The 23,824-nt window shown below is 68.6% G+C and carries 18 protein-coding genes; 7 read left to right on the top strand and 11 right to left on the bottom strand.

The window, feature by feature from the left end; translation table 11 throughout:
- Positions 1-82: 82 nt before the first annotated feature.
- Positions 83-421: a helix-turn-helix domain-containing protein gene (locus ASF26_RS00915; RefSeq protein ID WP_056248205.1), complete on the top strand. Its 339-nt coding sequence runs from the start codon at positions 83-85 to the stop codon at positions 419-421.
- A 289-nt stretch (positions 422-710) separates the two neighbouring features.
- Complete coding sequence (locus ASF26_RS00910; RefSeq protein WP_244475782.1) at positions 711-1,625, top strand: HipA domain-containing protein; 915 nt, start codon at positions 711-713, stop codon at positions 1,623-1,625.
- A gap of 137 nt (positions 1,626-1,762) precedes the next feature.
- On the opposite strand, the gene ASF26_RS00905 is transcribed toward ASF26_RS00910, so the two are convergent.
- Positions 1,763-4,288 (bottom strand): caspase domain-containing protein, encoded by a 2,526-nt coding sequence (locus ASF26_RS00905; protein WP_056248199.1) that lies wholly within the window; start codon positions 4,286-4,288, stop codon positions 1,763-1,765.
- A 640-nt stretch (positions 4,289-4,928) separates the two neighbouring features.
- Between ASF26_RS00905 and ASF26_RS00900 the strand changes: the two genes are divergently transcribed.
- Positions 4,929-7,103: a TonB-dependent siderophore receptor gene (locus ASF26_RS00900; protein WP_082477454.1), complete on the top strand. Its 2,175-nt coding sequence runs from the start codon at positions 4,929-4,931 to the stop codon at positions 7,101-7,103.
- A gap of 182 nt (positions 7,104-7,285) precedes the next feature.
- On the opposite strand, the gene ASF26_RS00895 is transcribed toward ASF26_RS00900, so the two are convergent.
- Together ASF26_RS00895 and ASF26_RS00890 are read right to left on the bottom strand one after the other, a co-directional pair.
- Complete coding sequence (locus tag ASF26_RS00895; RefSeq protein ID WP_056248196.1) at positions 7,286-7,501, bottom strand: hypothetical protein; 216 nt, start codon at positions 7,499-7,501, stop codon at positions 7,286-7,288.
- A gap of 268 nt (positions 7,502-7,769) precedes the next feature.
- On the bottom strand, positions 7,770-8,375 hold the full coding sequence (locus tag ASF26_RS00890; RefSeq protein ID WP_056248191.1) for a helix-hairpin-helix domain-containing protein: 606 nt from the start codon (positions 8,373-8,375) through the stop codon (positions 7,770-7,772).
- Positions 8,376-8,594: 219 nt separating this feature from the next.
- Between ASF26_RS00890 and ASF26_RS00885 the strand changes: the two genes are divergently transcribed.
- The 4 genes from ASF26_RS00885 (at position 8,595) to ASF26_RS00870 (ending at position 15,463) form a co-directional block, all read left to right on the top strand.
- Positions 8,595-10,460: an ABC transporter ATP-binding protein gene (locus ASF26_RS00885; RefSeq protein ID WP_056248188.1), complete on the top strand. Its 1,866-nt coding sequence runs from the start codon at positions 8,595-8,597 to the stop codon at positions 10,458-10,460.
- Between the two features lie 203 nt (positions 10,461-10,663).
- Positions 10,664-11,800 carry an S-(hydroxymethyl)glutathione dehydrogenase/class III alcohol dehydrogenase gene (locus ASF26_RS00880; protein WP_018041895.1) on the top strand — a complete coding sequence of 379 codons (1,137 nt, stop codon included), beginning with the start codon at positions 10,664-10,666 and terminating at the stop codon, positions 11,798-11,800.
- 194 nt (positions 11,801-11,994) lie between these two features.
- Entirely contained in the window at positions 11,995-12,828 is an 834-nt protein-coding gene (gene fghA, locus ASF26_RS00875; protein ID WP_056248185.1) for an S-formylglutathione hydrolase, read from the top strand.
- A gap of 427 nt (positions 12,829-13,255) precedes the next feature.
- The gene (locus tag ASF26_RS00870; protein ID WP_056248180.1) at positions 13,256-15,463 is read left to right on the top strand and encodes a TonB-dependent siderophore receptor; all 2,208 of its coding nucleotides are present in this window, start codon (positions 13,256-13,258) and stop codon (positions 15,461-15,463) included.
- A 74-nt stretch (positions 15,464-15,537) separates the two neighbouring features.
- On the opposite strand, the gene ASF26_RS00865 is transcribed toward ASF26_RS00870, so the two are convergent.
- From ASF26_RS00865 to ASF26_RS00830, 8 genes are all read right to left on the bottom strand, one after another.
- Positions 15,538-16,500: an aliphatic sulfonate ABC transporter substrate-binding protein gene (locus ASF26_RS00865; protein ID WP_056248177.1), complete on the bottom strand. Its 963-nt coding sequence runs from the start codon at positions 16,498-16,500 to the stop codon at positions 15,538-15,540.
- Between the two features lie 29 nt (positions 16,501-16,529).
- Positions 16,530-17,069 carry a cupin domain-containing protein gene (locus ASF26_RS00860; protein WP_056248173.1) on the bottom strand — a complete coding sequence of 180 codons (540 nt, stop codon included), beginning with the start codon at positions 17,067-17,069 and terminating at the stop codon, positions 16,530-16,532.
- Positions 17,070-17,108: 39 nt separating this feature from the next.
- Entirely contained in the window at positions 17,109-18,050 is a 942-nt protein-coding gene (locus ASF26_RS00855) for an ABC transporter substrate-binding protein (RefSeq protein WP_156462813.1), read from the bottom strand.
- Complete coding sequence (locus tag ASF26_RS00850; RefSeq protein ID WP_056248163.1) at positions 18,050-19,153, bottom strand: LLM class flavin-dependent oxidoreductase; 1,104 nt, start codon at positions 19,151-19,153, stop codon at positions 18,050-18,052. The genes ASF26_RS00855 and ASF26_RS00850 overlap by 1 nt, the downstream gene beginning before the upstream one ends.
- 37 nt (positions 19,154-19,190) lie before the next feature.
- The gene (locus ASF26_RS00845; protein ID WP_056248158.1) at positions 19,191-20,333 is read right to left on the bottom strand and encodes an acyl-CoA dehydrogenase family protein; all 1,143 of its coding nucleotides are present in this window, start codon (positions 20,331-20,333) and stop codon (positions 19,191-19,193) included.
- Between the two features lie 237 nt (positions 20,334-20,570).
- The gene (locus ASF26_RS00840) at positions 20,571-20,846 is read right to left on the bottom strand and encodes a hypothetical protein (RefSeq protein WP_056248155.1); all 276 of its coding nucleotides are present in this window, start codon (positions 20,844-20,846) and stop codon (positions 20,571-20,573) included.
- 102 nt (positions 20,847-20,948) lie between these two features.
- Positions 20,949-22,103, bottom strand: a complete 1,155-nt coding sequence (ada, locus tag ASF26_RS00835) for a bifunctional DNA-binding transcriptional regulator/O6-methylguanine-DNA methyltransferase Ada (protein WP_244475807.1) — start codon at positions 22,101-22,103, stop codon at positions 20,949-20,951.
- A 61-nt stretch (positions 22,104-22,164) separates the two neighbouring features.
- Positions 22,165-23,724 carry a PepSY-associated TM helix domain-containing protein gene (locus ASF26_RS00830; protein WP_056248152.1) on the bottom strand — a complete coding sequence of 520 codons (1,560 nt, stop codon included), beginning with the start codon at positions 23,722-23,724 and terminating at the stop codon, positions 22,165-22,167.
- Positions 23,725-23,824 lie beyond the last annotated feature (100 nt).

The raw sequence follows: 23,824 nt of genomic DNA, 5'->3' as shown, positions 1-23,824 counted from the left end.
GCGCCTCATCGTCGACGGGAGACATCCTCCAAAATAGAAAACATGCTTTCATCTAAGCGGCCTGAGATGCAAGGATGGTGGCATGACGAACGAACGCTCGGCACATGCTCCCTTCGAGGTTTCGGAGGGGCTTCGCGAGATCGGACAGGCCATCAGGGCCGCGCGACTGCGCCGACGTCAGCCCGCATCCGACCTCGCGTCCCGCGTGGGGGTCTCCCTCCCGACCTTGCGCAAGCTCGAGAAAGGCGATCCTTCGGTGTCGCTCGGCGTCTTCGCCAGGGCCGTCTGGACCCTCGGCCTGTTCCCGGCCGTGCGGCGCGCGGTCTGCCCCGAGAACGACCACCTCGCTGCGTCCATCGAGACCAGCCGCCTTCCTAGCCGTGCGCGTCGCCCGCGCGAACTGAACCTCGATGACCTCTGACGTCTATGTCCATGTCCGCCGCGAGGATGGCGCCACGGACCTCGTCGGCCGTTACCGGGTCGTCATGCCAGCGGCCGGTCGGTCCTATGGCGAATTCGCCTATGTCGGGTCCTGGCTGAGGAACGGTCATGGCCGGGCTTTCGCACTGGATCCGGAACACTTGCCGCTTCAGCCGGGGCCATTCAGGAGCACCATCCGTGGCCGACTTCCGGGCGTCCTGGCGGATGCCACTCCGGACCGTTGGGGGCGACGGCTCGTCGAACATCGTCGGCCTCACGATTCTCCCCCGATGATGCCGTCTGACTGGTTGCTTGCCTCCGGAGACGAGCGCGTCGGCTGTCTCGCCTTCTCCGAAACCCCGGCTCCCCCGTCACCGCGTCCGGGCTACGCGGCCACGGCCGATCTCGACGGCATCGCGGACGGGTTCGAGCGTCTCGAACGAGGCGAGGCGGTCGAAGGGCTGGCTGCCCACCTCTGGACGGCGGGCATGAGCATGGGCGGCGCCCGACCGAAGGCCGTCATCACGTACGAGGGGGCCTTATGGATCGCCAAGTTCCAGAGGCGGGACGACACCTACGACCAATGCGGCGCGGAGCACGCGACGATGCGTCTGGCATCCCGTTGCGGGATCGACGCCGCCGAAACCCGGGTTCTCGCCGTCGGGCCTCGCAAGGTCGTCCTGGTGAAGCGCTTCGACCGCGATGCGGCCCCCTACCACCCGACATGCCACTACATGAGCGGATTGACCGCTCTCGGACTGGATGAAACCTCCGATTCCGGGTCCTACCCCGACCTCGCCATGTTCCTCCTCCGGCACGGCGCGCGTCACGTGTCCGACCGCCATGAACTGTTCCGCCGCATGGTGTTCAACGTCCTGTGCGGCAACCGGGACGATCACCTCAAGAACCACGCCTTCCTCCGATGCGGCGACGGGTGGCGGTTGTCCCAGGCCTTCGACGTGGTCCCCCAACCGGATATGGATCCCCAGCAAGCCATCGGCGTCGGTCGATCCGGGAGCTACCCCACCACCGGCAACTGCCTGACGCGGGTCGAGGATTTCGACCTCTCGCGGGACGAGGCCCAAGACATCGTCGCCACCCTCGCCATCCGCATGAGCTCCTGGCGTGCCGACTTCGTCGCCGACGGCGTCGACGATGCGACGGTCGAGCGCCTCGCGCGCGCATTCTCGAAAGACCTCGACTGACCTCAGGCGCGGCGGGCCTCCGCCGAACGCGCTGAGGACAACCATCGGTCGGGATCAGCGCCGATGGATGCAAGTCGCTCTCATCGACGCCCGGCACGAGGTCCAGGCTCATCCTCCCGTTCCCGGGATAAGCCTCCTCAGCGGCAGGGCCGGCCCGGATGGCAGTTCGGGTTCCCGCCCGATGGCGGAGCCTGCCGCTGCTGGCGCTGGGCCGCCTGTTGCTGCTGTTGCTGCATCATCTGTTGCCGCTGGGCGGCCTGTTGCTGTTGTTGCTGGGCCTGCATCTGCTGACGCTGCATCATCTGTTGTTGCTGCATCATCTGCTGGCGCTGGGCCTGTTGCTGCTGCTCCATCTGCATGCGCTGGTGCTGGCGGGCCTCCTGGATCTGCTGCCGCTGCATCATTTGCTGCTGCTGGGCCTGGCCCTGCTGGCGCCGGGCGGCCTGTTGCTGCTCCATCTGCATGCGCTGGTGCTGGCGGGCCTCCTGGATCTGAAGCCTCTGCTGCTGGCGTTGCAGGGCATCGGAATCCGGGCCGCGTCGCGGCGGCTGGCCGGCCGCTTCGCGATTGGGGCTGGCCGGCTCTCGTCTGGCGCGCTCGGGGCCGTTCGGCTCGAAGCCCGGACGGGCCACCCGATCATGGCCCGGACGCCCTTCGCGGGCGCGCTCGTCTTGCGGCCGGTCGAGGGCGGGACGCAGCTGCGGTCGTTCGGCTCCGGCAGCGGCGCGGGCAGCGTCTCGACGCTCGATCCGTTCCCGGCGCAAGGCCGCCCGGTCGGCGGGATCGGCGTTGCCGCGCCCCGCTCCGGCTCCGGCGGGGTTCACCGCATCGGCCGGGGCACGACGGTCGATGACGGCCTTCCGGTCCGGCCCGGTCTTGCCGTTCCCAGGGCGCACACGGTCCGGCGGTCCGCCGACGTCACCGGACGGGCGCGTGTTCGCGACCGGCTTCGGCTCGGGCAAAGCCTTCGGGTCCGGCCGTGCGGCGCGCGGGTCTGGGGCGCTCACCGCGGGGAGCGGGCGGCCGATGGGGGGAGCGTTCGGCCGTTCGTCGCGGGCACCCGGCGGCAGGCCGGGGCGGTCGCGGCGAGGGCCGTCGGCGTTGTGACCGACGTCGTGACGGCCGGTGCGGTGCGACAGGGAAGGCGGTAGCGCCACCCGGACGGCGGCTGCCGCTCCGAGACCGGCGGCACCGCCCATGAGGGCCGCGGCCGAAGGTCCGCGCGGCCGCTCGATGACGCGCCGGTTGATCTCGTTGATCACCACCCTGTTGTGGATGTTCTGGTAGATGACGTTGTCCGGCGGCGCGACGATATAGGCGGGCGCGCTCACATAGGCCGGAACCGGCTCGAAGAGGGGGACGGGGAGGGCGAACAGCTCGTCCTCGGGCGGTGGCGCCGCGATGTCCACGAGATAGGCCGGGCGGGGTGCTAGCACGCCGGGGGGCGGCGGGGGCAGGGCATAGGCCGGGTCGTCGAAGGCGACGACCTGCCTGTCGAAGTAGCTCTCTTCGTCCGGTGGCGGCGGGGGCAGGTCGAAGGACAGAGCGGTGAAGGCCTCGGGCGGTCGCGGCGGGGCGGAGAGGCGGGCGAGGCGACGTTGCGCATCCGCCGCATGCGGTCCGCGCGGGTAGCGCGAGAGGTAGGACCAGTAGGCGTCCTGCGTGCCGGACGACAGGGCGCGGCGCCAGGTCGTCGCCTCGCGCCGGGCGGCCACGATGGCGCGCACGCGCTTGGCCATCGGGTCGTCGGGATAGGCCCCGAGGAAATCCTGATACCCCTGCAACGTGTCGCGCTCGACCGCCACCGAATAGGCGTGCCGCGCGCCGATGTCGCCTAAAGGCCGGTCGCGCAGCGCCGTGATCGGCTCGGGCTGTGCCGGGGCGGGCGCGTCGGCGTTGCGCTCGAAGAACACGAACGGCACCTCGATCCTGGCGTCGTCCCAAGGCATCGCCGCGCCCTTGGTGGTCTCGTTCACCCGCAGGCGCACCCGGTCGAAGAGCGGCGCCGGCTGGAGACCGCCCTCGCGGATCATCTCCACCAAGGCCTGCGCGTAGGCGCCATAGGCCCCCGTCTCGGGCGGCGCCACGGTGCTGGGCGCCGCGTTGTAGGCGATGAGGCTGCCGGGTTCTGCCTCCACCAGGGCGAGACCGCCGGCGAGCGGCTCCCCGGTCTTCACGAACGGGTTGGCGCGGGCCGCGTCGAGCACCACGAACCGGGCCTTCAAGGGGACGGTGGAGAGGCGCTTGATGTAGTCTGACACGCGCAGGGCCGCGACCGGAACGTCGACGGCGGTGGCGATGCGGGCATCCACCGGGGCGAAGAAGGTGTCGCCCTCGAGCTGAAGCCCGTACCCGGCGAGATAGACGAAGGCCACCGTGTCCGGCCCGGAGGCCGCCGCCTTGTCGAGGAAGTCGCGCAGGGCCTTGCGCAGGGCATCCTCGTCGAGGTCGCGCGCGCCCACCACGTCGAAGCCCGCCGCCTGCAGCGTCTGCGCGATGAGGCCGGCATCGTTGGCGGCGGTGGCGATGGGCGCCCCCTCATAGGCGCCGTTTCCGACCACGAGGGCGATGCGCTTCTCGGCCTGCTGCGCATGTCCCGGAACGGATATCAGCAGGGCGGCGAACAGGGCCGCGAAGACGGCGAGACATCGGGACAGGACCATCGCCGGGAACCTCCGTCGCCGCATCACGCTGCGAGCGACATCATACGGAGCATCGCGGACGATTTGAGCGCGAGCGGTCGCACAATCGTGCAGAAATAAGCACGCGTCCAGGGATGCCCGGAATCGGGCTTAACCTAATCCTCGCTCGGGGCGGCCCCGATCCCGGCGCATGCATGCGCCTGTCCGCCGGGCCGGTGACCGAGGAGGCGCGTTTCGTGTTCCCCATGGCTTGGTGCGATTGATCCGCTCGCGGAGCGCTTTCGCTGCGGTGTCGGTCACGTTCCCGCGGTCCTCCTCGGGAACGAGCCGGCCGTCGTGATAGATGTTGTGCTCCCCATAGAGCCGCTCATCGTCCCACCGCACCACATTGTCGGTCTCAGAGGTCCCCGTCACCCCGAGATCGTCCCGCAGGGTGATGGCGTTCGACAATAAACGAACTGCTCTACTATGGATTTCCTCTGCTATTTCTTGATCGTACATAGTTTAGAGCATTTCTAGAGCGTCGTCGAATTGCAACAGGGCTGTATGAACGGAGTTGCGCCCGCCCGTTTCGAGTGAAGCGTGCTTGTTGCGGAGAGATTTGTCCTTCAACGGATCTCGACGGCGGCAATGACGTGCCGAGACTTGAGACGACGAGACAATGAGCAAACTAGCAGTTGAGTTATGTTGCAGCACATTGCTGCGCCCGCTCGTCGTCCTGAATATAGCCGCCCTTCTGGCGATCGGTGTCGGCCCGTTCTCTGATGCGAAGGCCCAGACGCTTCCGTCCGAGAGCGCGGTGGTTCTGTCGGAGCTGTCGGTGATCGGCAGTGGCGAACGGGCGAGCGGCCCCGTCACCGGCTACCGGGCGGGCCGTTCCGCGACCTCGACCCGGACGGACACCGCCCTGCGCGACTCTCCGCAATCGGTCCAGGTCGTTCCCCGTGACGTGCTCGTCGACCAGCAGGACGTCCGCCTGACCGATGCGCTCACCAATGTGAGCAATGTCCAGCCCGCCGGCACCATCCAGGGCCGGTCCGACACCTATGTGCTGCGTGGCTTCAACACGCAGACCTATGCGATCGACGGCGTGTTGCTGAACCCGGCCAACACGTTCCAGCCGACACAGCGCGACCTTGCCAATGTCGAGCGCGTGGAAGTGCTCAAGGGCCCCACCTCCGTCCTCTATGGCAGGGGCGATCCCGGCGGCCTGATCAACATCGTCACGCGCCAGCCCATGCTCACGCCCTCAGCGGACCTCACCCTGCAGGGCGGGTCTTACGCCTTCCGGCGGCTTCAGGGCTCGGTGACGGGAGCGGTCCCGGGGACGGAAGGGCTCGCCGCCCGCTTCAGCTTCGCCACGCAGGAGGACCCCACCTTCCGGGATTTCGGCGGCCCTTCCAATTCGCGCCATTTCTTCGCGCCGTCCTTGTTGTGGACGCCGGATTCTTCGACGCGGATCTCCCTCAATGCCGAGTTCTCGCGCCAGCACAGCCAGTATGACGAAGGTCTCACGGCTTTCCAGGGTCGGGTGCCCCTGGACAACATCCGCCGTTACTACGGCGAGTCCTGGTCCCGGTATTACGGCGAGTCGAACTCCATCACCCTGCGGGCCGAGCATGACGTCAACGAAAGCCTGACCCTGCGGCAGGTGATCAACGGTCAATGGGGCCAGTTCGACGTGTTCGCCACCCGCGCCACCGGGGTGAGCGCGAACGGGGCGTCGCTGACGCGGCGTCTGTCCGAGATCGAGTCCATCTACAACTCGATCGACAGCCAGACGGAAGCCGTCGCCCGTTTCGATCTGTTCGGTTTCCGCCACACGGCCCTGTTCGGCGTCGAAATCGTCGATGGGTACCGGCATCCCTATTCGCAGCAGGGCACGGCCAGCCCGGTCTCCTTCCTCAACCCGATCCGGGGATCGATCCCGCAGATCGGCACGCTCGCCCTGCAGAGTGACCTGCGGCAGAAGCTGTTCATGGTCGGCACCTACATGCAGGACCAGATCGAGCTGGCCCAGGGACTGCAACTCGTCCTCGGCGTCCGCGTGGATACGGCCAACCAGTTCTATTTCCAGCGCACCGCCACCAACAACACCGTGCCTCCCACTCAGGACGTCACCGGAACCTCGCCGCGCGTCGGCCTGGTCTGGCGGCCGATCGAGCCGCTCACCGTCTATGGAAGCTACACGACCTCCTTCACGCCCCAGACCGCCAACGTGATCGGTGGCCTTACGCCGGCGCCGGAGACCGGCGAGCAGGTCGAGATCGGTACGCGTGTCGACCTGATCCCCGATCGTCTCACCCTGAGCGCGGCCGCCTTCCGGATCGTTCGGGCGAACGTCGCCGCGGCCGATCCAATCAATACCGGCTTCTCCATCATCACCGGCGAGCAGCGTTCGCAGGGCGCCGAGGCCGACATCGCCGGCGAGATCCTGCCCGGCTGGAGAATCATCGGCGGTATTGGCTATGTCGATGCGCGGGTGACGCAGGATACGACGATCGCCATCGGCAACCGCCTCCCGGCCGCCCCGACCTTCAGCACGAGCCTGTGGTCGACCTACCAGTTCCAGAACGGCCCGATGCGGGGCTGGGGCTTCGGCGGCGGCGTCACCTATGTGGGCGAGCGCTTCGGCGACATCACCAACAGCTACAAGGTCGGCGCCTATGCGCGCCTCGACGCGACATTGTTCTACGAGATCGACCCGACATGGCGTTTCGCCGTGAACGGCCGCAACCTCACGGATCGCCGCTACATCGAGCAGCCCTTCAATCAGTTCAACAATCTCCCCGGCGCACCGCTCACTGTCCTGGCCAGTGTGACGGCCCGCTACTGAGGCGAGGCTCGCGGCCTGCCGCTAGTCCCACCTCGCGCCCGGCCGGTTGCGGGATGCGACGCGCCCCGGCGGCCGACATCGTCGACTGGTTCGGGGCCCCATTACCGGACCCGGCAGGGCCGATCCCGCCTGTGGCGCGCCGGTCTCCTGTGGCAGTGGGGCCTGACGGACGCCGCCCATGCTTATTGCTTGGCGCGGTTGATCAGCGCCTGGAGTGCCTTCGCCACGGGTTCGGTGACGTTCTTGCGGTACTTTTTATGGACGAGCTGGCCGTTGTGATAGATGTCGTGCTCCACATAGAGCCGTTCGCCGTCCCACCGCACCACGTTGTCGGTCTCGGAGGTCTCCGTCACCCCGAGATCGTCGCGCAGGGTGATGTTGCTGGACTGTGTCAACATATCGGGTCCTTTCAAGCGTTTCCGGTGCATCGGGCGCGTGGGATTCGGCTTTGTCCCGTGGCTAGCTGAGCGGGCTTTGCGAAAACGGTCCGTGCGATGCCGGCGAACCGGGCCGTTCCTCGCCGAGCCGTGGTGGCACGCATCTCACCCATCCGGCCCCGGCGCCTCGTTGTCTCTTCGGTCGATCGCATGGCTGGCGCCCACGACCCTCTCGCCGATCTTACGAAGCGGCGGCGTCCGATGCCAGCGCGAAGCCGGCCTCCATCGCTCAACGCACGGTCACCTGGTTCTTGATCCGCTCATAGGTCGACCTGCTGAGGACGCGTTTCGAGAGAAGCTGATCCACCGAGGCATAGGGCCGGCGCTGGGCGATGGCGCGGCCGATCATGCCGCCACCCTTGAGGCCGTTGAGTTCCGCCACCGAGGCGGTGTTGAGATCCACCACTGAGACCGCCGCCGGACCCGCATTGTCGATGGCCTGCTGCGTTTCGGATGGGGTCGCGTTCAGCGGAGGGCTCTCGGCCAGGGGCGCCACGGGGCCGCCATAGGGGAGGGGGGCCGGGTCGAGCGCGGAATTCGCTCCCTCCGGAGAGGCGGGCGGCGTTTGCCGCGGCAGCGGCCGGATCGGAGACGGCGGCAGCACGGCTTGCGGGGCGGGAGCGGCGGGCTGCGGAGCGGAAGGCGCCGGCTCCGCACGACGCTCGGGCGGCGGGGGCGCGGGTTGTGGCGGAGTCACCTTGGTCGGCTCGGTGCGCTGCACCAGCGCCGCCGGATCGTCGCTGCCCTGCGGCCAGAAGGCCTGGACCAGGCCCGCCAGCGCCGCCGCCACGACGAAGAGCACCACCACCCGTAGAAGAGTCGAACCGCTGAGCATCCAACCCGCCTCACGCGCACAATACATGCGGGACGCTAACATGGGAGAGAAACCAAAGTCTTGCCGTCCTGGCCGATGTCCTCAGGCGTCTGCGTCACGAAGCGCATCATCTGAAACCACGCGTCGCATGAGGCGGTCGCGGCATCGCCGTCGGGGACGGTGACGGAGCACTCTACGACGCATCGACGGACGGGGCCGCTCCGGTCATGGTCCGCCGCGATGTCCACCGCCTCCCTCGCTGCCTCGCTGAACCGGTTCGTCGTCGAGCGCGTGGGCGCCCTGCGCTACCTGCCGGCGCTGTTTCGCCTCGTCTATTCCGCGAGCCCGCGCCTGCTGATGGCGAGCATCGCCCTGCGCCTTGCGCGGGCGAGCCTGCCGGTGTTGATGCTCTATCTCGGCAAGCTCATCCTCGACGCCATCGTCGCCGAACACGCCCGGCCCCATCCGGCCGGAACCGGCTTCGCCGGCTGGATGGCGGACCCGGCCCTTGCCCGATTGGCCGGTCTCGTGGCGGTGGAACTCGGCCTCGCCATCCTGTCCGATCTGCTCGGGCGGCTGAGCACCCTCACCGACGGGCTGGTCGCGGACCGCTACGCCAATGCCGCCACGCTGCGGCTGATGCGCCACGCCGCCGCCCTCGACCTCGAGCAATTCGAGGACAGCGCCCAGCAGGACCGGTTGGAGCGCGCCCGCCGGCAGGTCACCGGGCGCTCCAACCTGCTGTTCCAGCTCTTCGGGCAGGGGCAGGATCTCATCACGCTCGTTGCCTTCGGCATCGGGCTTGCCGCCTACGCTCCCTGGCTGATCCTGCTGCTCGCCGGCTCCCTCGTCCCGGCCTTCCTGAACGAACTCTACTTCAACCGGCAGGGCTATCGCCTCGCCTGGACCCGCACCCCCGAGCGGCGGCAGATCGATTACCTGCGCTATCTCGGGGCCAGCGTGGAATCGGCCAAGGAGGTCAAGCTCTTCGGCCTCAACGCCTATATCGCCGAGCGCTACCGGATCGTGGCTGCCAAGCTCCTGGCCGACAATCGCTCCCTCGCCATCCGCCGGGCCGGCTGGGGCGGCCTCTTCGCGGCTCTCGGCACGCTCGCCTATTACGCGGCCTATGCCACCATCGTCTGGCGCACGGTGGCGGGCGCCTTCTCCATCGGCGACCTCGCCTTCCTCGCCGGCTCGTTCCAGCGCCTGCGCGGCCTGATCGAGGGCCTGCTGCTCGGCTTCTCGCAGATCTCCTCGCAGGCCCAGTATCTCGAAGACCTGTTCTCGTTCTTCGAGGTGGTGCCGCTGATCCGCTCGCCGGAGCGGCCCGTGCCGTTCCCGCAGCCGATCACCCACGGCATCGTCTTCGAGGAGGTCGGGTTCCGCTATCCCGGCACCGAGACCTGGGCGGTCCGGTCCTTGAGCTTCCGCCTCGCCGCCGGGGAGGTGCTGGCCCTGGTGGGTGAGAACGGCGCCGGCAAGACAACCATCGTCAAGCTGCTGACCCGGCTCTACGACCCCACCGAGGGCCGCGTGCTGCTCGATGGCCGACCGCTCTCCGATTACGACCTAGACGACCTTCGCGCCCGAATCGGCGTCATCTTCCAGGATTTCGTGCGCTTCGATTTCACCGCCGCCGAGAACGTCGCCGTCGGGCGCATCGAGGAGCGCGAGGACGCCGCCCGCGTCGCCCGTGCCGCCGGGCGCAGCCTCGCCGACGGCGTGATCGAACGCCTGCCGCTGGGCTACGACCAGCCGCTCGGCAAGCGCTTCGCCGACGGCGTCGACCTCTCCGGCGGCCAATGGCAGAAGATCGCGCTGAGCCGGGCCTATATGCGCGAGGCCGAGATCCTGATCCTCGACGAGCCCACGGCCGCCCTCGACGCCCGCGCCGAGTTCGAGGTGTTCCAGCGTTTTCGCGATCTCAGCCGGGGGCGCAGCTGCGTGCTGATCTCGCACCGCTTCTCCACCGTGCGCATGGCCGACCGCATCCTCGTCCTCGACGGGGGCAAGGTCATCGAGGCCGGAACGCACGAGGAACTTCAGGCAAGGGGCGGGCGCTACGCCGAATTGTTCGAACTGCAGGCCGCCGGCTACCGCTGAGGTGCCGGCCGGTATGCTTCCGCGACAACACAGGGGCGACGCGACCTCCCGCGCGGCCCGAGGGCGTTGCATCTCGTCTCCAGAACCATCATTGCACGAAACAGATTTTCGGGCCGTTCGGCTTGCCCTCCCCTGGATGAGGCGAAGCCGAAGAGTCGGCAGTTCGACACCGTCCGTGATCGTCCAGACATGAGAATAATGACATGAAGACGCGCGCTGCGGTCGCGTGGGAGGCCAAGAAGCCCCTCACCATCGAGACCATCGACATCGAAGGCCCCAAGGCCGGCGAAGTCCTCATCGAGCTAATGGCCACCGGCATCTGCCACACCGATGCCTACACCCTGTCGGGCCTCGATTCCGAGGGCAAGTTCCCGGCGATCCTCGGCCACGAGGGCGCGGGCATCGTCCGCGAGCTCGGCGCCGGGGTCACGGACCTGAAGGTCGGCGACCACGTCATCCCGCTCTACACCCCGGAATGCCGCAGCTGTAAGTCCTGCCTGTCGCAGCGCACCAACCTCTGCACCGCGATCCGTTCCACGCAGGGCCAGGGCGTGATGCCGGACGGCACCTCGCGCTTCTCCTGTGTCTCCACCGGCGGCAGCCCGAACGGCGCGAACACCCTGTTCCACTACATGGGCTGCTCGACCTTCTCGAACTTCACGGTCCTGCCGGCCATTGCGCTCGCCAAGATCCGCGAAGACGCTCCCTTCGACAAGATCTGCTACATCGGCTGCGGCGTCACCACCGGCATCGGCGCGGTGATCTACACCGCAAAGGTCTGGCCCGGCGCCAACGTCGTGGTGTTCGGCCTCGGCGGCATCGGCCTCAACGTGCTCCAGGCCGCTCGGATGGTCGGTGCCGACAAGATCATCGGCGTCGACATCAACCCCGACAAGCAGGAGATGGCCCGCAAATTCGGCATGACCCACTTCATCAACCCGAAGGAGGTCGGCAACGATCACGTGGTCTCGGCGATCCTCGACGTCACCGGCGGCGGCGCGGACTTCTCGTTCGACTGCACCGGCAACGTCCACGTCATGCGCCAGGCGCTGGAATGCTGCCATCGCGGCTGGGGCGAGTCGATCGTCATCGGCGTGGCCGAGGCCGGCAAGGAGATCTCCACCCGTCCGTTCCAGCTCGTCACCGGCCGCGTCTGGAAGGGCTCGGCCTTCGGTGGCGCGCGCGGCCGCACCGACGTGCCGAAGATCGTCGACTGGTACATGGAGGGCAAGATCAACATCGACGACCTGATCACCCACACCATGCCGCTGGAAGACATCAACCACGGTTTCGACCTGATGCACGAGGGCAAGTCGATCCGCTCGGTGGTGGTTTACTGATCCCATCCAGACGAAGCGCCTCGACCCTCCCCCCTCTGCGGGGGAGGGTGCCTGCGGAGCAGGCGGGAGAGGGGGCCCCCTTTCCGGATACGGCGCTCCCCTCTCCCGACCCTCGCTGACGCGAGGCCCACCCTCCCCCGCAGAGGGGGGAGGGACGAGCCCGCACCGACCATCGCCCATCAGGAGATCACCGCATGGAAACCATCTCGAAGGCCCGCGCCCATGGCGGCACGCAGGGCGTCTACAAGCACGATGCCAAGACCACCGGCTGTCCCATGACCTTCGCGGTGTTCGTGCCGCCGCAGGCCGAGAACGGCCCGGTGCCGGTGCTCTGGTACCTGTCCGGCCTCACCTGCACCCATGCCAACGTCATGGACAAGGGCGAGTACCGCCGCGCCGCCGCCGAGCATGGCGTGATCATCGTGGCGCCGGATACCAGCCCGCGCGGCGCGGATATTCCCGACGAGGCCGGCAACTGGCAGTTCGGCTCGGGCGCCGGCTTCTATGTCGATGCGACGGAGGCGCCCTACGCCACCAATTACCGGATGTGGAGCTACGTCACCGAGGAGCTCCCCGCCCTCATCGCCGAGAATTTCCCCGCCGACATGTCTCGCCAGGGCATCTTCGGCCATTCCATGGGCGGCCACGGCGCGCTGACCATCGCGCTGACCTATCCCGACCGTTTCAAGTCCTGCTCGGCCTTCGCGCCCATCGCCCAGCCCTCCACGGCCGGATGGTCGAAGCCCGCCTTCGAGAAGTATCTCGGGACCAACGAGGCGGCCTGGCGCGCGCATGACGCCACCGCGCTGATCGAGGACGGCAAGCGCTTCCCCGAATTCCTCGTGGATCAGGGCACGGCCGACAGCTTCTTGGCAGACGGCCTGCGCCCCTGGCTCCTGGAGGAGGCTTGCAAAAAGGCCGGCATCCCCCTGACGCTGAACATGCGCGAGGGCTACGACCACTCCTACTTCTTCATCTCCACCTTCATCGACGACCATATCGCCTGGGCCGCCGACCGCCTGAAGTAAAAGGCCTCCGCCGCCCACCCCATCCCCGGCCGGCCGCGCCGGGGATGGGCTCCATCGGCCGTCATCCAGGACAGGCCGCACTCCGCCACGCCAAGCGTCGCGTCGAGAACGGGCCCCGGCCCTCATCCGGTTACACCCCTTCGATCCACTGGCTGACGCCCCGATCCCGCATCGTTGTCGCCGCCGACACCTCCAGCAGGCTGAGTGCGCACAAGCATTACAACCTGCGCGGCCTGTGTCGAAGCAGCAACGGCGAGTGACGAAGGGTGTTCGGTATCTTGCCACCGGCCGAGCCGAAAGCTACGGCGGAAGGGCGAATACATGTTGTATTACAGTAGTTTATCATAATTCTAAAGAGCGCAGCAGGCTACGTCTCGCCATTTGCGCGAGCCCGTTCTGCTGCCCGTCATCTGGAGCCAGGCCGTCCATGTCGTCGTCCCCATTCGCCCGTTCCGCCGTCCTCGCGGCCGGGGTGTCGATCACGGTCCTCGCCCTGACGGGAGCCGGTTCGGCGCAGGAACGGGCCGTGACCCTCGATACGTTGAGCGTCGAAGGATCGGGCGCGGGGAACGGCACTGGTGTCGGGAATGGTCGTCGCGCGCCCGAGACCGCCCGTGGCCCGGTGGATGGCTACGTCGCCACCCGCAGCGCCACGGCCACCAAGACCGACACGCCGATCATTCGCACGCCGCAATCGATCAGCGTCGTCGGTGCCGATCAGATTAGGGCGCAGGGCTCCCAGACCCTGTCCGAGGCCGTGCGCTATACGCCGGGCATCTACGCCAACCAGTTCGGCCCCGACACGCGCCTCGACTGGTTCCTGATCCGCGGCTTCTCGGCCACCGAATCCGGCCTGTTCCGCGACGGACTCCAGCTGTTCCAGACCTCCTTCGCGAATTTCCGCATCGACCCGTTCGGCGCCGAGCGCATCGAACTGCTGCGCGGCCCCGCCGCCACCCTGTTCGGCGGCAGCCCCGTGGGCGGGCTCATCAACATCGTCTCCAAGCGTCCGACCCTCGAGCCGCTGCGCTACCTCGAACTCGGCGGCGGTTCGTTCGACCAGCGCTACGCCGCCTTCGATCTCGGCGGCCCGGTGGATGATTCCGGCCACTGGTTCTACCGCTTGACCGGCCGTTTCCAGAACGGCGACGCCCAGGTGAACTTCGCGCCGGAGGACCGCTACTACATCGCCCCGAGCTTCACCTATAAGCCCGACGGCGCCACCACCTTCACCGTGCTCACGAGTTTCCAGCGCGACGAGACCGGCGGCGCCGGCCAGTTCCTTCCGTATTCCGGCACGGTGCGGAACAACGCCTCGGGATTCCGCATCGACCGCAAGCTCAACGCCAGTGACCCGCTCGTCGACCGCTATACCCGGAACCAGGCCAATCTGGGCTACGAGTTCGAGCATCATGTCGACGATGTCTGGACCGTGCGCCAGAACTTCCGGTTCTCATTCACGGAAGTCTCGGATTCCCGTTACGTCGCCAACGGCTACAACAATGCCACTCAGACGGAGCTCGCCCGCTATGGCTTCCTGACGACGCCGCGCGCCGGGATATTCACCGTCGACAACCAGGCCGAGGCCCGGTTCAACGACGGTTACTTCGGTCATACCCTGCTGATGGGCGTCGATTACAAGCGCTACAGCTTGTCGGACAATCAGGGCGTCACGCCGTTCATGACGCCTCCGCCGGGACTCAACGTCCTATTCCCGCGCTACTACCAGTCGGCCGCCGCGACCGTGCCGTACCGGGTGATCAACCAGCAGCTCCAGCAGGTCGGTCTCTATGCGCAGGATCAGATCGCCCTCACCGAGCGCCTGACCTTCCTCATCGGCGGCCGCCAGGACTTTGTCACGAACAACGTCGACGACAAGCTCCTCCCCAACAACTCGACAAAGATCAACGAGGGTGCGTTCACCGGCCGTCTCGGCCTGATCTACAATTTCGACAATGGTCTGGCGCCCTACGTCACCTACGGTACGTCCTTCAACCCGACTGCCGGCGTGCTCGCCGGCAACGTTCCCGCCAAGTCCGAGAAGGGTGAGCAGATCGAGGTCGGCGCCAAGTTCCAGCCCGCGGGCTGGAACACGCTGTTCACCCTCGCCGCCTTCGATCTAGTTCGCGACAACGTGCTTACCGCTACGGCGGAGAACCCATTCGTCAACGTCCAGGTCGGCAAGGTCCGTTCGCGCGGCTTCGAGGCTTCGGCAGTGGCGACCCTGGCGGAAGGTCTGAACCTCGTCGCATCGTATACGATCTACGGTCTCCGGACGATCGAGGGCGCGGGCCCAACGGATCCCCGCATCGGGTTCGTCCCGGTGGGCATCCCAGAGAATCTCGCATCGCTCTGGGCCGACTACACGATCCCGGTGGGTGATTTCAAAGGCTTCGGCTTCGGCGGTGGCGTGAACTATGTCGGCCGTTCCTTCGCCGATATCCCTAACACCCTCACCGTGCCGGAATACGTCACTTTCGACGCCTCGGTGCATTACGACTATGCCGGTTGGCGTGCGGCCGTGAACGTCATCAACATCGGCGACCGCCGCTTCGTGTCGTCATGCTCGTCCGAGTTCGCCTGCTTCTACGGCACCCAGCGCAAGGTCGTGGCGAGCGTCTCCTACAAGTGGTGAGCCCGTTCTTCACGCGGTGAGGAACGCTCCGATCCCGATGAGCCCGGCTCATCGGGATTTTTCATGGGCGGCGATCAGGACTTGGTCGGCGCCCAAATCCCCAGCGACGAGGCGTCGACGGGGCGCGGCAGCAGGCCCTCGGCGCGGAACGCGTCGGCGATGGTCTGCTGCTCGGTCAGCCCCTCGCGGGTCACCGGCTCGACGACGTAGGTGCGGCGGGCATTGGCCTTGGCGACGATGGCCGTGTCGAGCTTCCAAAGGGCGCCGAGGCGGGTCGCGGATTCGTCCGGGTTGGCCTTCACCCAGGTGCCGGTGTCGCGCAGCTTGGCGAAGACGATGTCGAGGATGTCACCGTGCTTGGCCGCGTATTCGTCCGAGGCGAGATAGTAGCGCTTGTAGAGCGACAGGCCGGTGCCGTCCTTCAGGATGCGGGCGCCCGATTGCAGTTCGGCGGCCGACAGGAACGGGTCCCAGGCGACCCAGGCCTCGACCCCGCCGCTGGCCAGCGCCGTGCGCCCGTCCGCCGGGGTGAGGTAGGCGGGGGTGATCGCCTTGAACGGGATGCCCTCCGCCTTGAGGGCGGCCAGCAGCAGGTAATGGCTGCCGGCGCCCTTCGTCACCGCGACCTTGCGGCCCTTGAGGTCGGCCACCGACTTGATGGGGGAATCGCCCCCCACGACGATGGCTTGTGCGGCCGGCGAGGCGGCCTCCTGCGCCACGTAGGTGATCCGCGCATTGGCGGCCTGGGCGAAGATCGGCACCGTGTCGGCCACATCCGCCGAGAGGTCGATCTGGCCTGCGTTGAGCGCCTCCATCACCGGCAGGCCGCTGGTGAATTCGTGCCAGGTGAGATTGACCTTGAGGGGCTCCAGCGCCTTTTCCAGGCTGCCGTCCTGCTTCAGCAGGGCGATCAGCGTCGAGGATTTCTGGTAGCCGATGCGCAGCGTCTTCGGCTCGGCGGCGAGCACGCGTCCCGGAGCGAGGGCGAGAAGGCTCAGCGCGGCGGCGGCCCGCAGCGCGTGGCGACGATGGATCATGGAGCGGCGTCTCTCGGTATGGCGCGGAATCAGGGATGCTTGTGGATCGGGTCGACCCAGTGGACCGTCTCGGGGCGCTCCACGGGGTCCACATCGGTGATGTTGACCACCACCGCCTCGTTGTCGGAGCGCACCAGGACGCAGTTCAGGGGCTGGTCCGGATCGGCGTTGATCTCCTGGTGCGGCACGTAGGGCGGCACGAAGATGAAGTCGCCGGGGCCGGCCTCGGCCACGAATTCGAGCTTGTCGCCCCAGCGCATGCGGGCGCGGCCGGAAACCACGTAGATCACGCTCTCCAGGGCGCCGTGATGGTGGACGCCGGTCTTGGCGTCGGGAGCGATCGCCACCGTGCCGGCCCAGATCTTCTGCGCCCCGACGCGGGCATGGTTGATCGCCGCCTGCCGGAACATGCCCGGCGTCTGGGCGGTGTTGGAATCGAGCTTGTCGCCGGGAATCACCCGCACGCCGTCATGCTTCCAGCGCTCGGTGGCGGGCGCCGCCTCGTGCTCATGTGTATGCCCGTGGTCGGGATGGGCGTGGTCGCGGCTATGGTCGGAAGGGTCGTGCATGGGTCCGGTCCTTGGCGGCAATCCTCGGCGGCGGTCTGGTCAACGTACCGCGATCGCCGACGGTTCGAAGCTCCGGTCGAGGATCAGGTCGGCGCGCGGCGCCCGCGCGGCGGGGATCAGCCCGGAACGGACATAGAGGTCGATGTTGCGCTGCTCGTCGGCGATCACCGCGTCGTCGATGGGCACCGCCCGATACTCCGCCCGCGAGAACCAGCGCAAAGGCACGGTCTCCGGCAGGCCGATGAGCTTCGACCACACCGCCGCGTAGGGCGCGGGGTCCTTGAGCGCCCATTCGCGCGCGTTCACGAGGCGACGGCCGAAATCGGCGAGCTGCGCGCGCTTGGTCTTTAGCGCGGCGTCAGACGCCACCGCGAAGCTCAGGCCCGGCGTGATGCCGTTGCCGTCGCGCACGACTCGGGCGAGGCCTGCAAGCTCCGCCGTGGAGGTGTAGGGCTCCCAGGTCGCCCAGGCATCGACGCTGCCGCTGGCGAGCGCGATCTTGGCATCTGCCGGGGGCAGGAAGCGGAGGGTCACCGCATTGGCCGGAAGGCCCGCTTCCTCCAAGGCGGCGAGCACCACCTGATGGCCGATGGAGCCGCGATTGGTGGCGATGCTCCGGCCCTTCAGGTCGGCCACGTTCTTGATCGGCGAATCCTTGGCGACGAGAATCGCCAGCCCGTTCTGCTTGTTGCGGAAGGCGACGAACGCCTTCACCGGCACGCCTGCCGCCGCCGCGAAGGTGAAGGGCGCGTCACCGACCCCGCCGGCATCGATCGCCCCGGCATTGAGGGCTTCGAGGAGCGGGGCGGCGGCGGGAAACTCGCTCCATTCGAGCTTGTAGGGCAGGTCGGCGAGGACGCCGGCCGCCTCCATCAGAGCGCGGGCGTTCCCGCGCTGATCGCCGACGCGAAGCACGGTTTCGTCGGCGCGGGCGATGCCGGTGAACGCCAGCAGGGCGAGGATGGCGATGAGGGCGCGCATCAGGCTGCCTCCGCCCGGGCGCCACGCTGGGCGAGGAGTCGCTTGAAGGCGGGGATCAGGTCCCGGCCATACGCGATGGCGTCTTCCAGCGGGTCGAAGCCGCGGATCAGGAAGGTCCGCACCCCGAGGTCGTGGTAATCGAGAAGGGCGTCGGCCACTTGCTCCGGCGTGCCGACGAGGGCGGTGGAATTGCCCGAGGCGCCCGTCTCACGGGCAATGGCGGTGTAGAGCCGCTTGTCGAGGCGCGAGCCCTGCGAGGCCGCCGCGAGCAGGCGGCGCGAGCCCTCGTTCTCGGGCGCGGCTGCCGGGCCGAGTCCCCTGGCGGCGCGGGTGGCGCGGGTGCGCGCCAGGATGTCCTCGGCCCTGGCCCAGGCTTCCTCCTCCGTCGCGGCCAGGATCGGCCGGAACGACAGGCTGAAGCGCGGGTCGCGGCCATGGGGGGCGGCGGCCGCCCGGACCCTGGAGATCGCCTCCCGGACCTGATCGAGGCTCTCGCCCCACAGGGCGTAGGTGTCGGCGTGCCGTCCGGCGACAGCGATGGCGGCCGGGGAGGCCCCTCCGAAGAAGACTGGGATGCCGCGCGGGTTTACCGGCTTCACCTCGGAGAAGCCCCGGTCGATCCGGTAATGCGCGCCGGCGAAATCGAACGGTGCCTCGGCGGTCCAGACCTGCCGGGCAATGGTGAGGAATTCGTCGGTGCGGGCGTAGCGCTCGTCCTTGGTCAGGTGGTCGCCGTCCTGCGCCAGTTCCCTGTCGTCGCCGCCGCTGATGGCGTGGATGGCGACGCGCCCGCCCGTCAGCTGGTCGAGGGTCGCGAATTGGCGCGCGGCCACCGTCGGTGCGGTGAATCCGGTGCGGTGGGCGATCATGAGGCCGATCCGGTCGGTCACCGCCGCGATCTGGGCGGAGAGCAGCAGCGCATCGGGCTGGGTCGCGTAGAAGGCCACCAGGATGCGGTCGAACCCGCCCCATTCATGCGCCTGGGCGAGCAGGCGCAGGTAGTCGCGGTCGATGGCCGGTCCCGAAGCCGCATGGGTCTCGGAAGTGTAGCGCGGGGCGGCGAAGCCGATGAACTCGACGGCGTCGGCTGGAAGGAAGCTCATGGCGATCTCCTTGTCCGTGTCGGAAGGGGCGGTGATGTCAAAGCCCGAGGGCGGCGCGCCCGGCGGAGACGCGGACCGAATCGGCCTGCGGCCAGTGGATGCGCCCGCACAGGACGTCGCGCAGGTGCCGCTCCAGCGGGTTCGCCCGCGACAAGCCGGGATTGCCGGCGAGTTCCACGGCCCGCTGCACCACCTGGATCGCGTTCTCGGTGACGGTGGCCTTGAGGAACCCGGATTCGGCGATGGAGGGGCAGGCGCCCCCGTCCACCTCCGCGGCGACGCTCCGGATCAGGCGGGCATTGAGGCTGAGCAGCCGCTCGTTCTCGCCGATGGCATCCTGGAAACGCGGCAGGGTGGCGAGGCTCTGGCCGAGGCTTCCGGGTTTGCGGTCTTTTGCGAAGGCGATGAACCAAGCCTGCGCCGACCGGGCGACGCCGTCGTAGAGGGCCGACAGCATCGTGGTGCTCCAGGCCTGCTGGTCGGTGTCAGCCTTGCGCCAGCCTTCGGGCGGGCGAAGGTCCACCGCATGGTCGGCCGGCACCTCCACGTCCTCGAAGATCACGTCGTGGCTGCCGCTGGCGCGCAGGCCGAGATGGTCCCAGGTCTCCTCGATTCGCACGCCCGGCGAGGCCATGGGCACGAGGATGTTGCCGATGCGCGGCTCCGCCTCGTCTGTGCGGACAAAGACGAGGCCGTGCGTGAGGGCCGGGCTCCCGGTGGAATAGATCTTCCGGCCGCTGACACGCCAGCCCGTGACTGTTGCCCGCGCCACCGTCTCCGGCAGGCCGCCCCTGGCGGGGGTCCCGAGCTCGGGCTCGACCCGCAGGGCGTTGATGAGCGCGCCGTCCTCCACCGCCGCGCGGCCGAGCCGGTCGGCGATCGCCCGCGGCCAGTGTTCCCGCGCATGGATCAGCCCGTGCTGGAGGAAGTGCATGGCGACCACCAGGGCGGTGGACGGCTCGCCCCGCGCCAGAGTGCCGACCACCATCGCGGCCGCCCCGAGCCCCGCGCCGCCGCCGCCGAGCCGGCGCGGCACGATCAATCCCGGCAGGCCGGCATTCCGGAGGTCGGCGATGTTGTCGTGCGCGAATCGGCCGGCGCGGTCATGCCCCTCGGCCCGTTCGGCGAAAAGCCGGGCGAGCCCTTCGGCGGTGTCGCGCAGAGGCGGGGAAAGGATCATGGGGAGGCGGGATTCTTCGGACGGATCGGAGGGCCGGGCGCACGGGAAGACCCGCTCGATGGCCCTGGCCGAGTGCCGGGATGGTCCCGCCGAAAGCCTGCCCTGTCAACGAGAACGTTCTTTTTTAAGAACAAGAGATCGGAGAAGGCTCTTGCTGCCGCCGCTCCCTGCGCGGCAAGTCGTTCCCCGGGGGGGACCGGATCAGGAGAGAAGGCCTGTGTTGCCCCCCGTCGGCCGTCATTTGCTCCGCGCTCGTTCCGCCGGGATCGTTCGACAAAACAAACGGTCCTGCGGCGCGGGTGGATGCGCTGCGGCAAGCGGCGGCGGCTCGGCGGCGTCGAGATCGTCGGGATCGGGGCTGGCGGCGGAGGCGAACTTGCCGAACTCCCAACCGTCGATCCAATCCAGCCGCTCGGCGGAGTCCTCGCCGCCCGGGGCGCGGTCGATGGTCTCGCCACGCCCGTAGGCTTCGAAACCCAGCCAGTAGAAATCCGGCGTCGCGGCGGTGGTCACGGCATTCTCCCTCTCCGGGAACGGTCATGCCACGGGACGGTCCGCGCCACATCCTCCGGATGGGGTAGCGCGGTCATCGGTATCGGGGCGCGAATGTCGCGGTCAGGGGGCGGCGCCCTCGCGGGTGAGGAGGTCGCGCTTGCGCGCGACGCCCCAGCGGTAGCCGGAGAGCGACCCGTCCGAACGGACCACCCGGTGGCAGGGTATCGCCACGGCGATGGGGTTCGCGCCGCAGGCCCGCGCCACGGCACGGGTCGCCGCCGGCGCGCCGATGGCGCGGGCGATCTCCGCATAGGTCGCGGTGGTGCCGATGGGGATCTTGCGCAGGGCGTCCCAGACCCGATGCTGGAAGGCGGTGCCGCCGATATCGAGCGGCAGGTCGAGACCGCCTGAGGGGCAGGCCACGAACCCCACCACCTGCGCCATCCACGCCTCGAAGGCCGGGTCGCCGCCGGAGAGTTCGGCCTTCGGGAAACGGTCCTGGAGGTCGCGGACGAGGATGTCGGGATCGTCTCCGAGCAGGATGGCGCAGAGGCCCTTGGCTGTTGCCGCCACCAGGATGGCGCCGAGGGCGCATTGGCCGATGCCGAACCGGATCGCGACGCCGTCGCCGCCCCGGCGGTAGACGTTCGGGGCCATGCCGAGGCGGTCCGTCGCGTCGGCATAGAAGCGGCTCGGCGAGGCGTAACCGGCCGCGTAGATCGCCTGCGTCACCGATCCGGCCTGGCTCAGGCCCGAGGCGAGGGAATCCGCGCGCCGCGCCGCCGCATAGGCCTTCGGCGTCACGCCGGTGACCGCCTTGAACACCCGGTGGAAATGGAACGGGCTGAGACCGGCCGCCTCCGCCAGGGCGCCGAGGCCCGGTACCGTCTCGGATTCGTCGATGAGGCGGCAGGCGCGGGCGACGGCCTCCGTCCGGCGCGCGGCAAGGCTCGGCGCGTCGGGCCGGCAGCGCCGGCAAGCGCGAAAGCCGGCCGCCTCCGCCTCGGCGCAGGTGGCATGGAAGCTCACATTCTCGCGCCGTGCGGCGCGCGCCGCGCAACTCGGCCGGCAATAGATTCCCGTGGTGCGCACCGCATAGACGAAGTGGCCATCGGCGGCTCGATCGCGGGAGGCGAGGGCGGCCCATCTCCCCGCGTCGCCGGCCTCGGACACGGACAGGGCCTCCGGGGAGGAGGTGGGTTCGCGGACGGGCACGGGGGCGATCTCCTGATCGGGCGAAGCCGGCGCGGATGGGGCGCCGTCTCCTCCCGTCATCCTGGCCCGCAGGGACGGGGATCGCATCCCGGTTCTTGCTCCCGCTTTCGCTTATCCGGTTTCAGGCGGTCCTCGGCGCGCCGACGGGAGCGGATTTCGCGCGCGTGCGGGTCTGGAACCGCGCCACCTTGCGGGCAACGAGCGCGAACAGCCCCGCGAGCGCGATCATGGCCGCATCGAACCAGAGGAAGCGCGGGTCGTGCCGCAGCAGGGCGCTCGGGCCGGGCGCGGCGGCGGCGAGGAGGTCCGCCAGGGCCACGGCGAGGAACAGAGCGGCGGTGACGAGGGCCATCTCCCGCCATGCGGCGCGATGAGGCCGGAACAGCGGTACCACGCTCATGACGATCCAGGCGGCGAAGAAGGCCCGCACCTCCCAGTCGAGGCGGCCCTCGAGGCCCGGAGGGAGGATCCGGTTGGCGAGGAAATACACCGCGATTCCCGCCGGCAGGCCGATGATGGTGCCGATGTTGAGGGCCTGCACCACGCGAAGGCCGAGAGACGGGGCCTCGCCGGGTTTCGGCAGCCGGGCGACGGACCACAGGATCAGGCCGCTCGCCACCATGACGCATCCCATCAGGCCGCAGAGGAAGAATAGGACGCGCAGGGCCGGCCCGGCGAAATGGGCCTCGTGTAGGCCCACCATGGTGGTGAAGGTCTTGGCCGCCGGCTTCAGGCCGCCTTGAAGGGTTTCGACGATCTCGCCGGTGGTGCCGTCGAAGGCGATCTGCGGATGCTGGTGGGCGAGCCCGTGCGGCTCCTCGAAGATGGCGATCACGGTGGCCCCGGCATCGCCCGGATTGACGATGGACAGGCGTTCCAGCGGTTCTTGGATCGTCGCCACGGCACGGGCGACCATCGGCCCAATGGGGGCGAGGGTTCCGGGCTGGCCGACGGGCGGGCGCTGCGTCGTGATCTGGGCGGTCTCGGCGTAGAAGCGCGTCGCATCGCCCTTATAAGCCGCGGTGACGCCCCAGGGCATGTACATCATCGCCAGGGTGACGATGCCCGTATAGGTGATCATCAGGTGGTAGGGCAGCGCCAGCACGCCGGTGACGTTGTGCGCGTCGAGCCAGCCGCGCTGGGCCGACTTGTCCCGGCGCAGGGTAAAGAAATCGGCGAAGATCCGGCGATGGGTGATGATGCCGCTGATGAGCGCCACCAGCATCACCATCGCGCAGATGCCGACGATCCAGCGCCCCCAGAGCGGCGGCATGTGCAACTCGAAATGGAAGCGGTAGAGGAAGTCGCCGCCCCTGGTCTTCCGGAAGGAGGCCGGCTCGCCGGTATGCCCGTCGAGTTGAACGATGTTGGGTGGCGCCCCCGGCTTCGTCCGCCAGAACAGGTCGATGATCGGCCGGTCCGGCTGCGGCAGGCCGATGGACCATGTCCGCGCGCCTACGGCATGGGCCTGGAGATGGGCGATCCCGATCTCGGCCGCGCGGGGCAGGTCGAGGGCGGTCTCCGCCGCTTCCCGGCGCAGTTCCGGCTGCATCCAGGCCGTGATGTCGGTGCGGTAGTAGCTCGCCGTCCCGGTGACGAAGACGGCGAACAGCACCCAGCCGACCACGAGGCCGGACCAGGCGTGCAGCCAGGCCATGGATTGGCGAAGGCCGTTCTTCATGCCGCACATCCTCCAGGCATGTCGCTCGCGATCCCTTTAGACCGGGAAGGCATGAAGCAGGCCTCCGGGCGAACGGGCGCCCGCGAGGCCCATGGGGATG

Source organism: Methylobacterium sp. Leaf93 (assembly GCF_001422345.1).
In the GTDB taxonomy this organism is placed as follows: Bacteria; Pseudomonadota; Alphaproteobacteria; order Rhizobiales; family Beijerinckiaceae; genus Methylobacterium; species Methylobacterium bullatum.
The sequence above is the reverse complement of the archived record's forward strand: the minus strand, read 5'-3'. Positions and strand labels throughout refer to the sequence as shown.

Excerpts from the sequence above, each read along its gene's own strand:
- ASF26_RS00915 (WP_056248205.1), top strand. The coding sequence starts at position 83 with ATGACGAACGAACGCTCGGCACATGCTCCCTTCGAGGTTTCGGAGGGG.
- ASF26_RS00910 (WP_244475782.1), top strand. The coding sequence starts at position 711 with ATGATGCCGTCTGACTGGTTGCTTGCCTCCGGAGACGAGCGCGTCGGC.
- ASF26_RS00905 (WP_056248199.1), bottom strand. The coding sequence starts at position 4,288 with ATGGTCCTGTCCCGATGTCTCGCCGTCTTCGCGGCCCTGTTCGCCGCC.
- ASF26_RS00900 (WP_082477454.1), top strand. The coding sequence starts at position 4,929 with ATGAGCAAACTAGCAGTTGAGTTATGTTGCAGCACATTGCTGCGCCCG.
- ASF26_RS00895 (WP_056248196.1), bottom strand. The coding sequence starts at position 7,501 with ATGTTGACACAGTCCAGCAACATCACCCTGCGCGACGATCTCGGGGTG.
- ASF26_RS00890 (WP_056248191.1), bottom strand. The coding sequence starts at position 8,375 with ATGCTCAGCGGTTCGACTCTTCTACGGGTGGTGGTGCTCTTCGTCGTG.
- ASF26_RS00885 (WP_056248188.1), top strand. The coding sequence starts at position 8,595 with ATGTCCACCGCCTCCCTCGCTGCCTCGCTGAACCGGTTCGTCGTCGAG.
- ASF26_RS00880 (WP_018041895.1), top strand. The coding sequence starts at position 10,664 with ATGAAGACGCGCGCTGCGGTCGCGTGGGAGGCCAAGAAGCCCCTCACC.
- fghA (WP_056248185.1), top strand. The coding sequence starts at position 11,995 with ATGGAAACCATCTCGAAGGCCCGCGCCCATGGCGGCACGCAGGGCGTC.
- ASF26_RS00870 (WP_056248180.1), top strand. The coding sequence starts at position 13,256 with ATGTCGTCGTCCCCATTCGCCCGTTCCGCCGTCCTCGCGGCCGGGGTG.
- ASF26_RS00865 (WP_056248177.1), bottom strand. The coding sequence starts at position 16,500 with ATGATCCATCGTCGCCACGCGCTGCGGGCCGCCGCCGCGCTGAGCCTT.
- ASF26_RS00860 (WP_056248173.1), bottom strand. The coding sequence starts at position 17,069 with ATGCACGACCCTTCCGACCATAGCCGCGACCACGCCCATCCCGACCAC.
- ASF26_RS00855 (WP_156462813.1), bottom strand. The coding sequence starts at position 18,050 with ATGCGCGCCCTCATCGCCATCCTCGCCCTGCTGGCGTTCACCGGCATC.
- ASF26_RS00850 (WP_056248163.1), bottom strand. The coding sequence starts at position 19,153 with ATGAGCTTCCTTCCAGCCGACGCCGTCGAGTTCATCGGCTTCGCCGCC.
- ASF26_RS00845 (WP_056248158.1), bottom strand. The coding sequence starts at position 20,333 with ATGATCCTTTCCCCGCCTCTGCGCGACACCGCCGAAGGGCTCGCCCGG.
- ada (WP_244475807.1), bottom strand. The coding sequence starts at position 22,103 with ATGACGGGAGGAGACGGCGCCCCATCCGCGCCGGCTTCGCCCGATCAG.
- ASF26_RS00830 (WP_056248152.1), bottom strand. The coding sequence starts at position 23,724 with ATGAAGAACGGCCTTCGCCAATCCATGGCCTGGCTGCACGCCTGGTCC.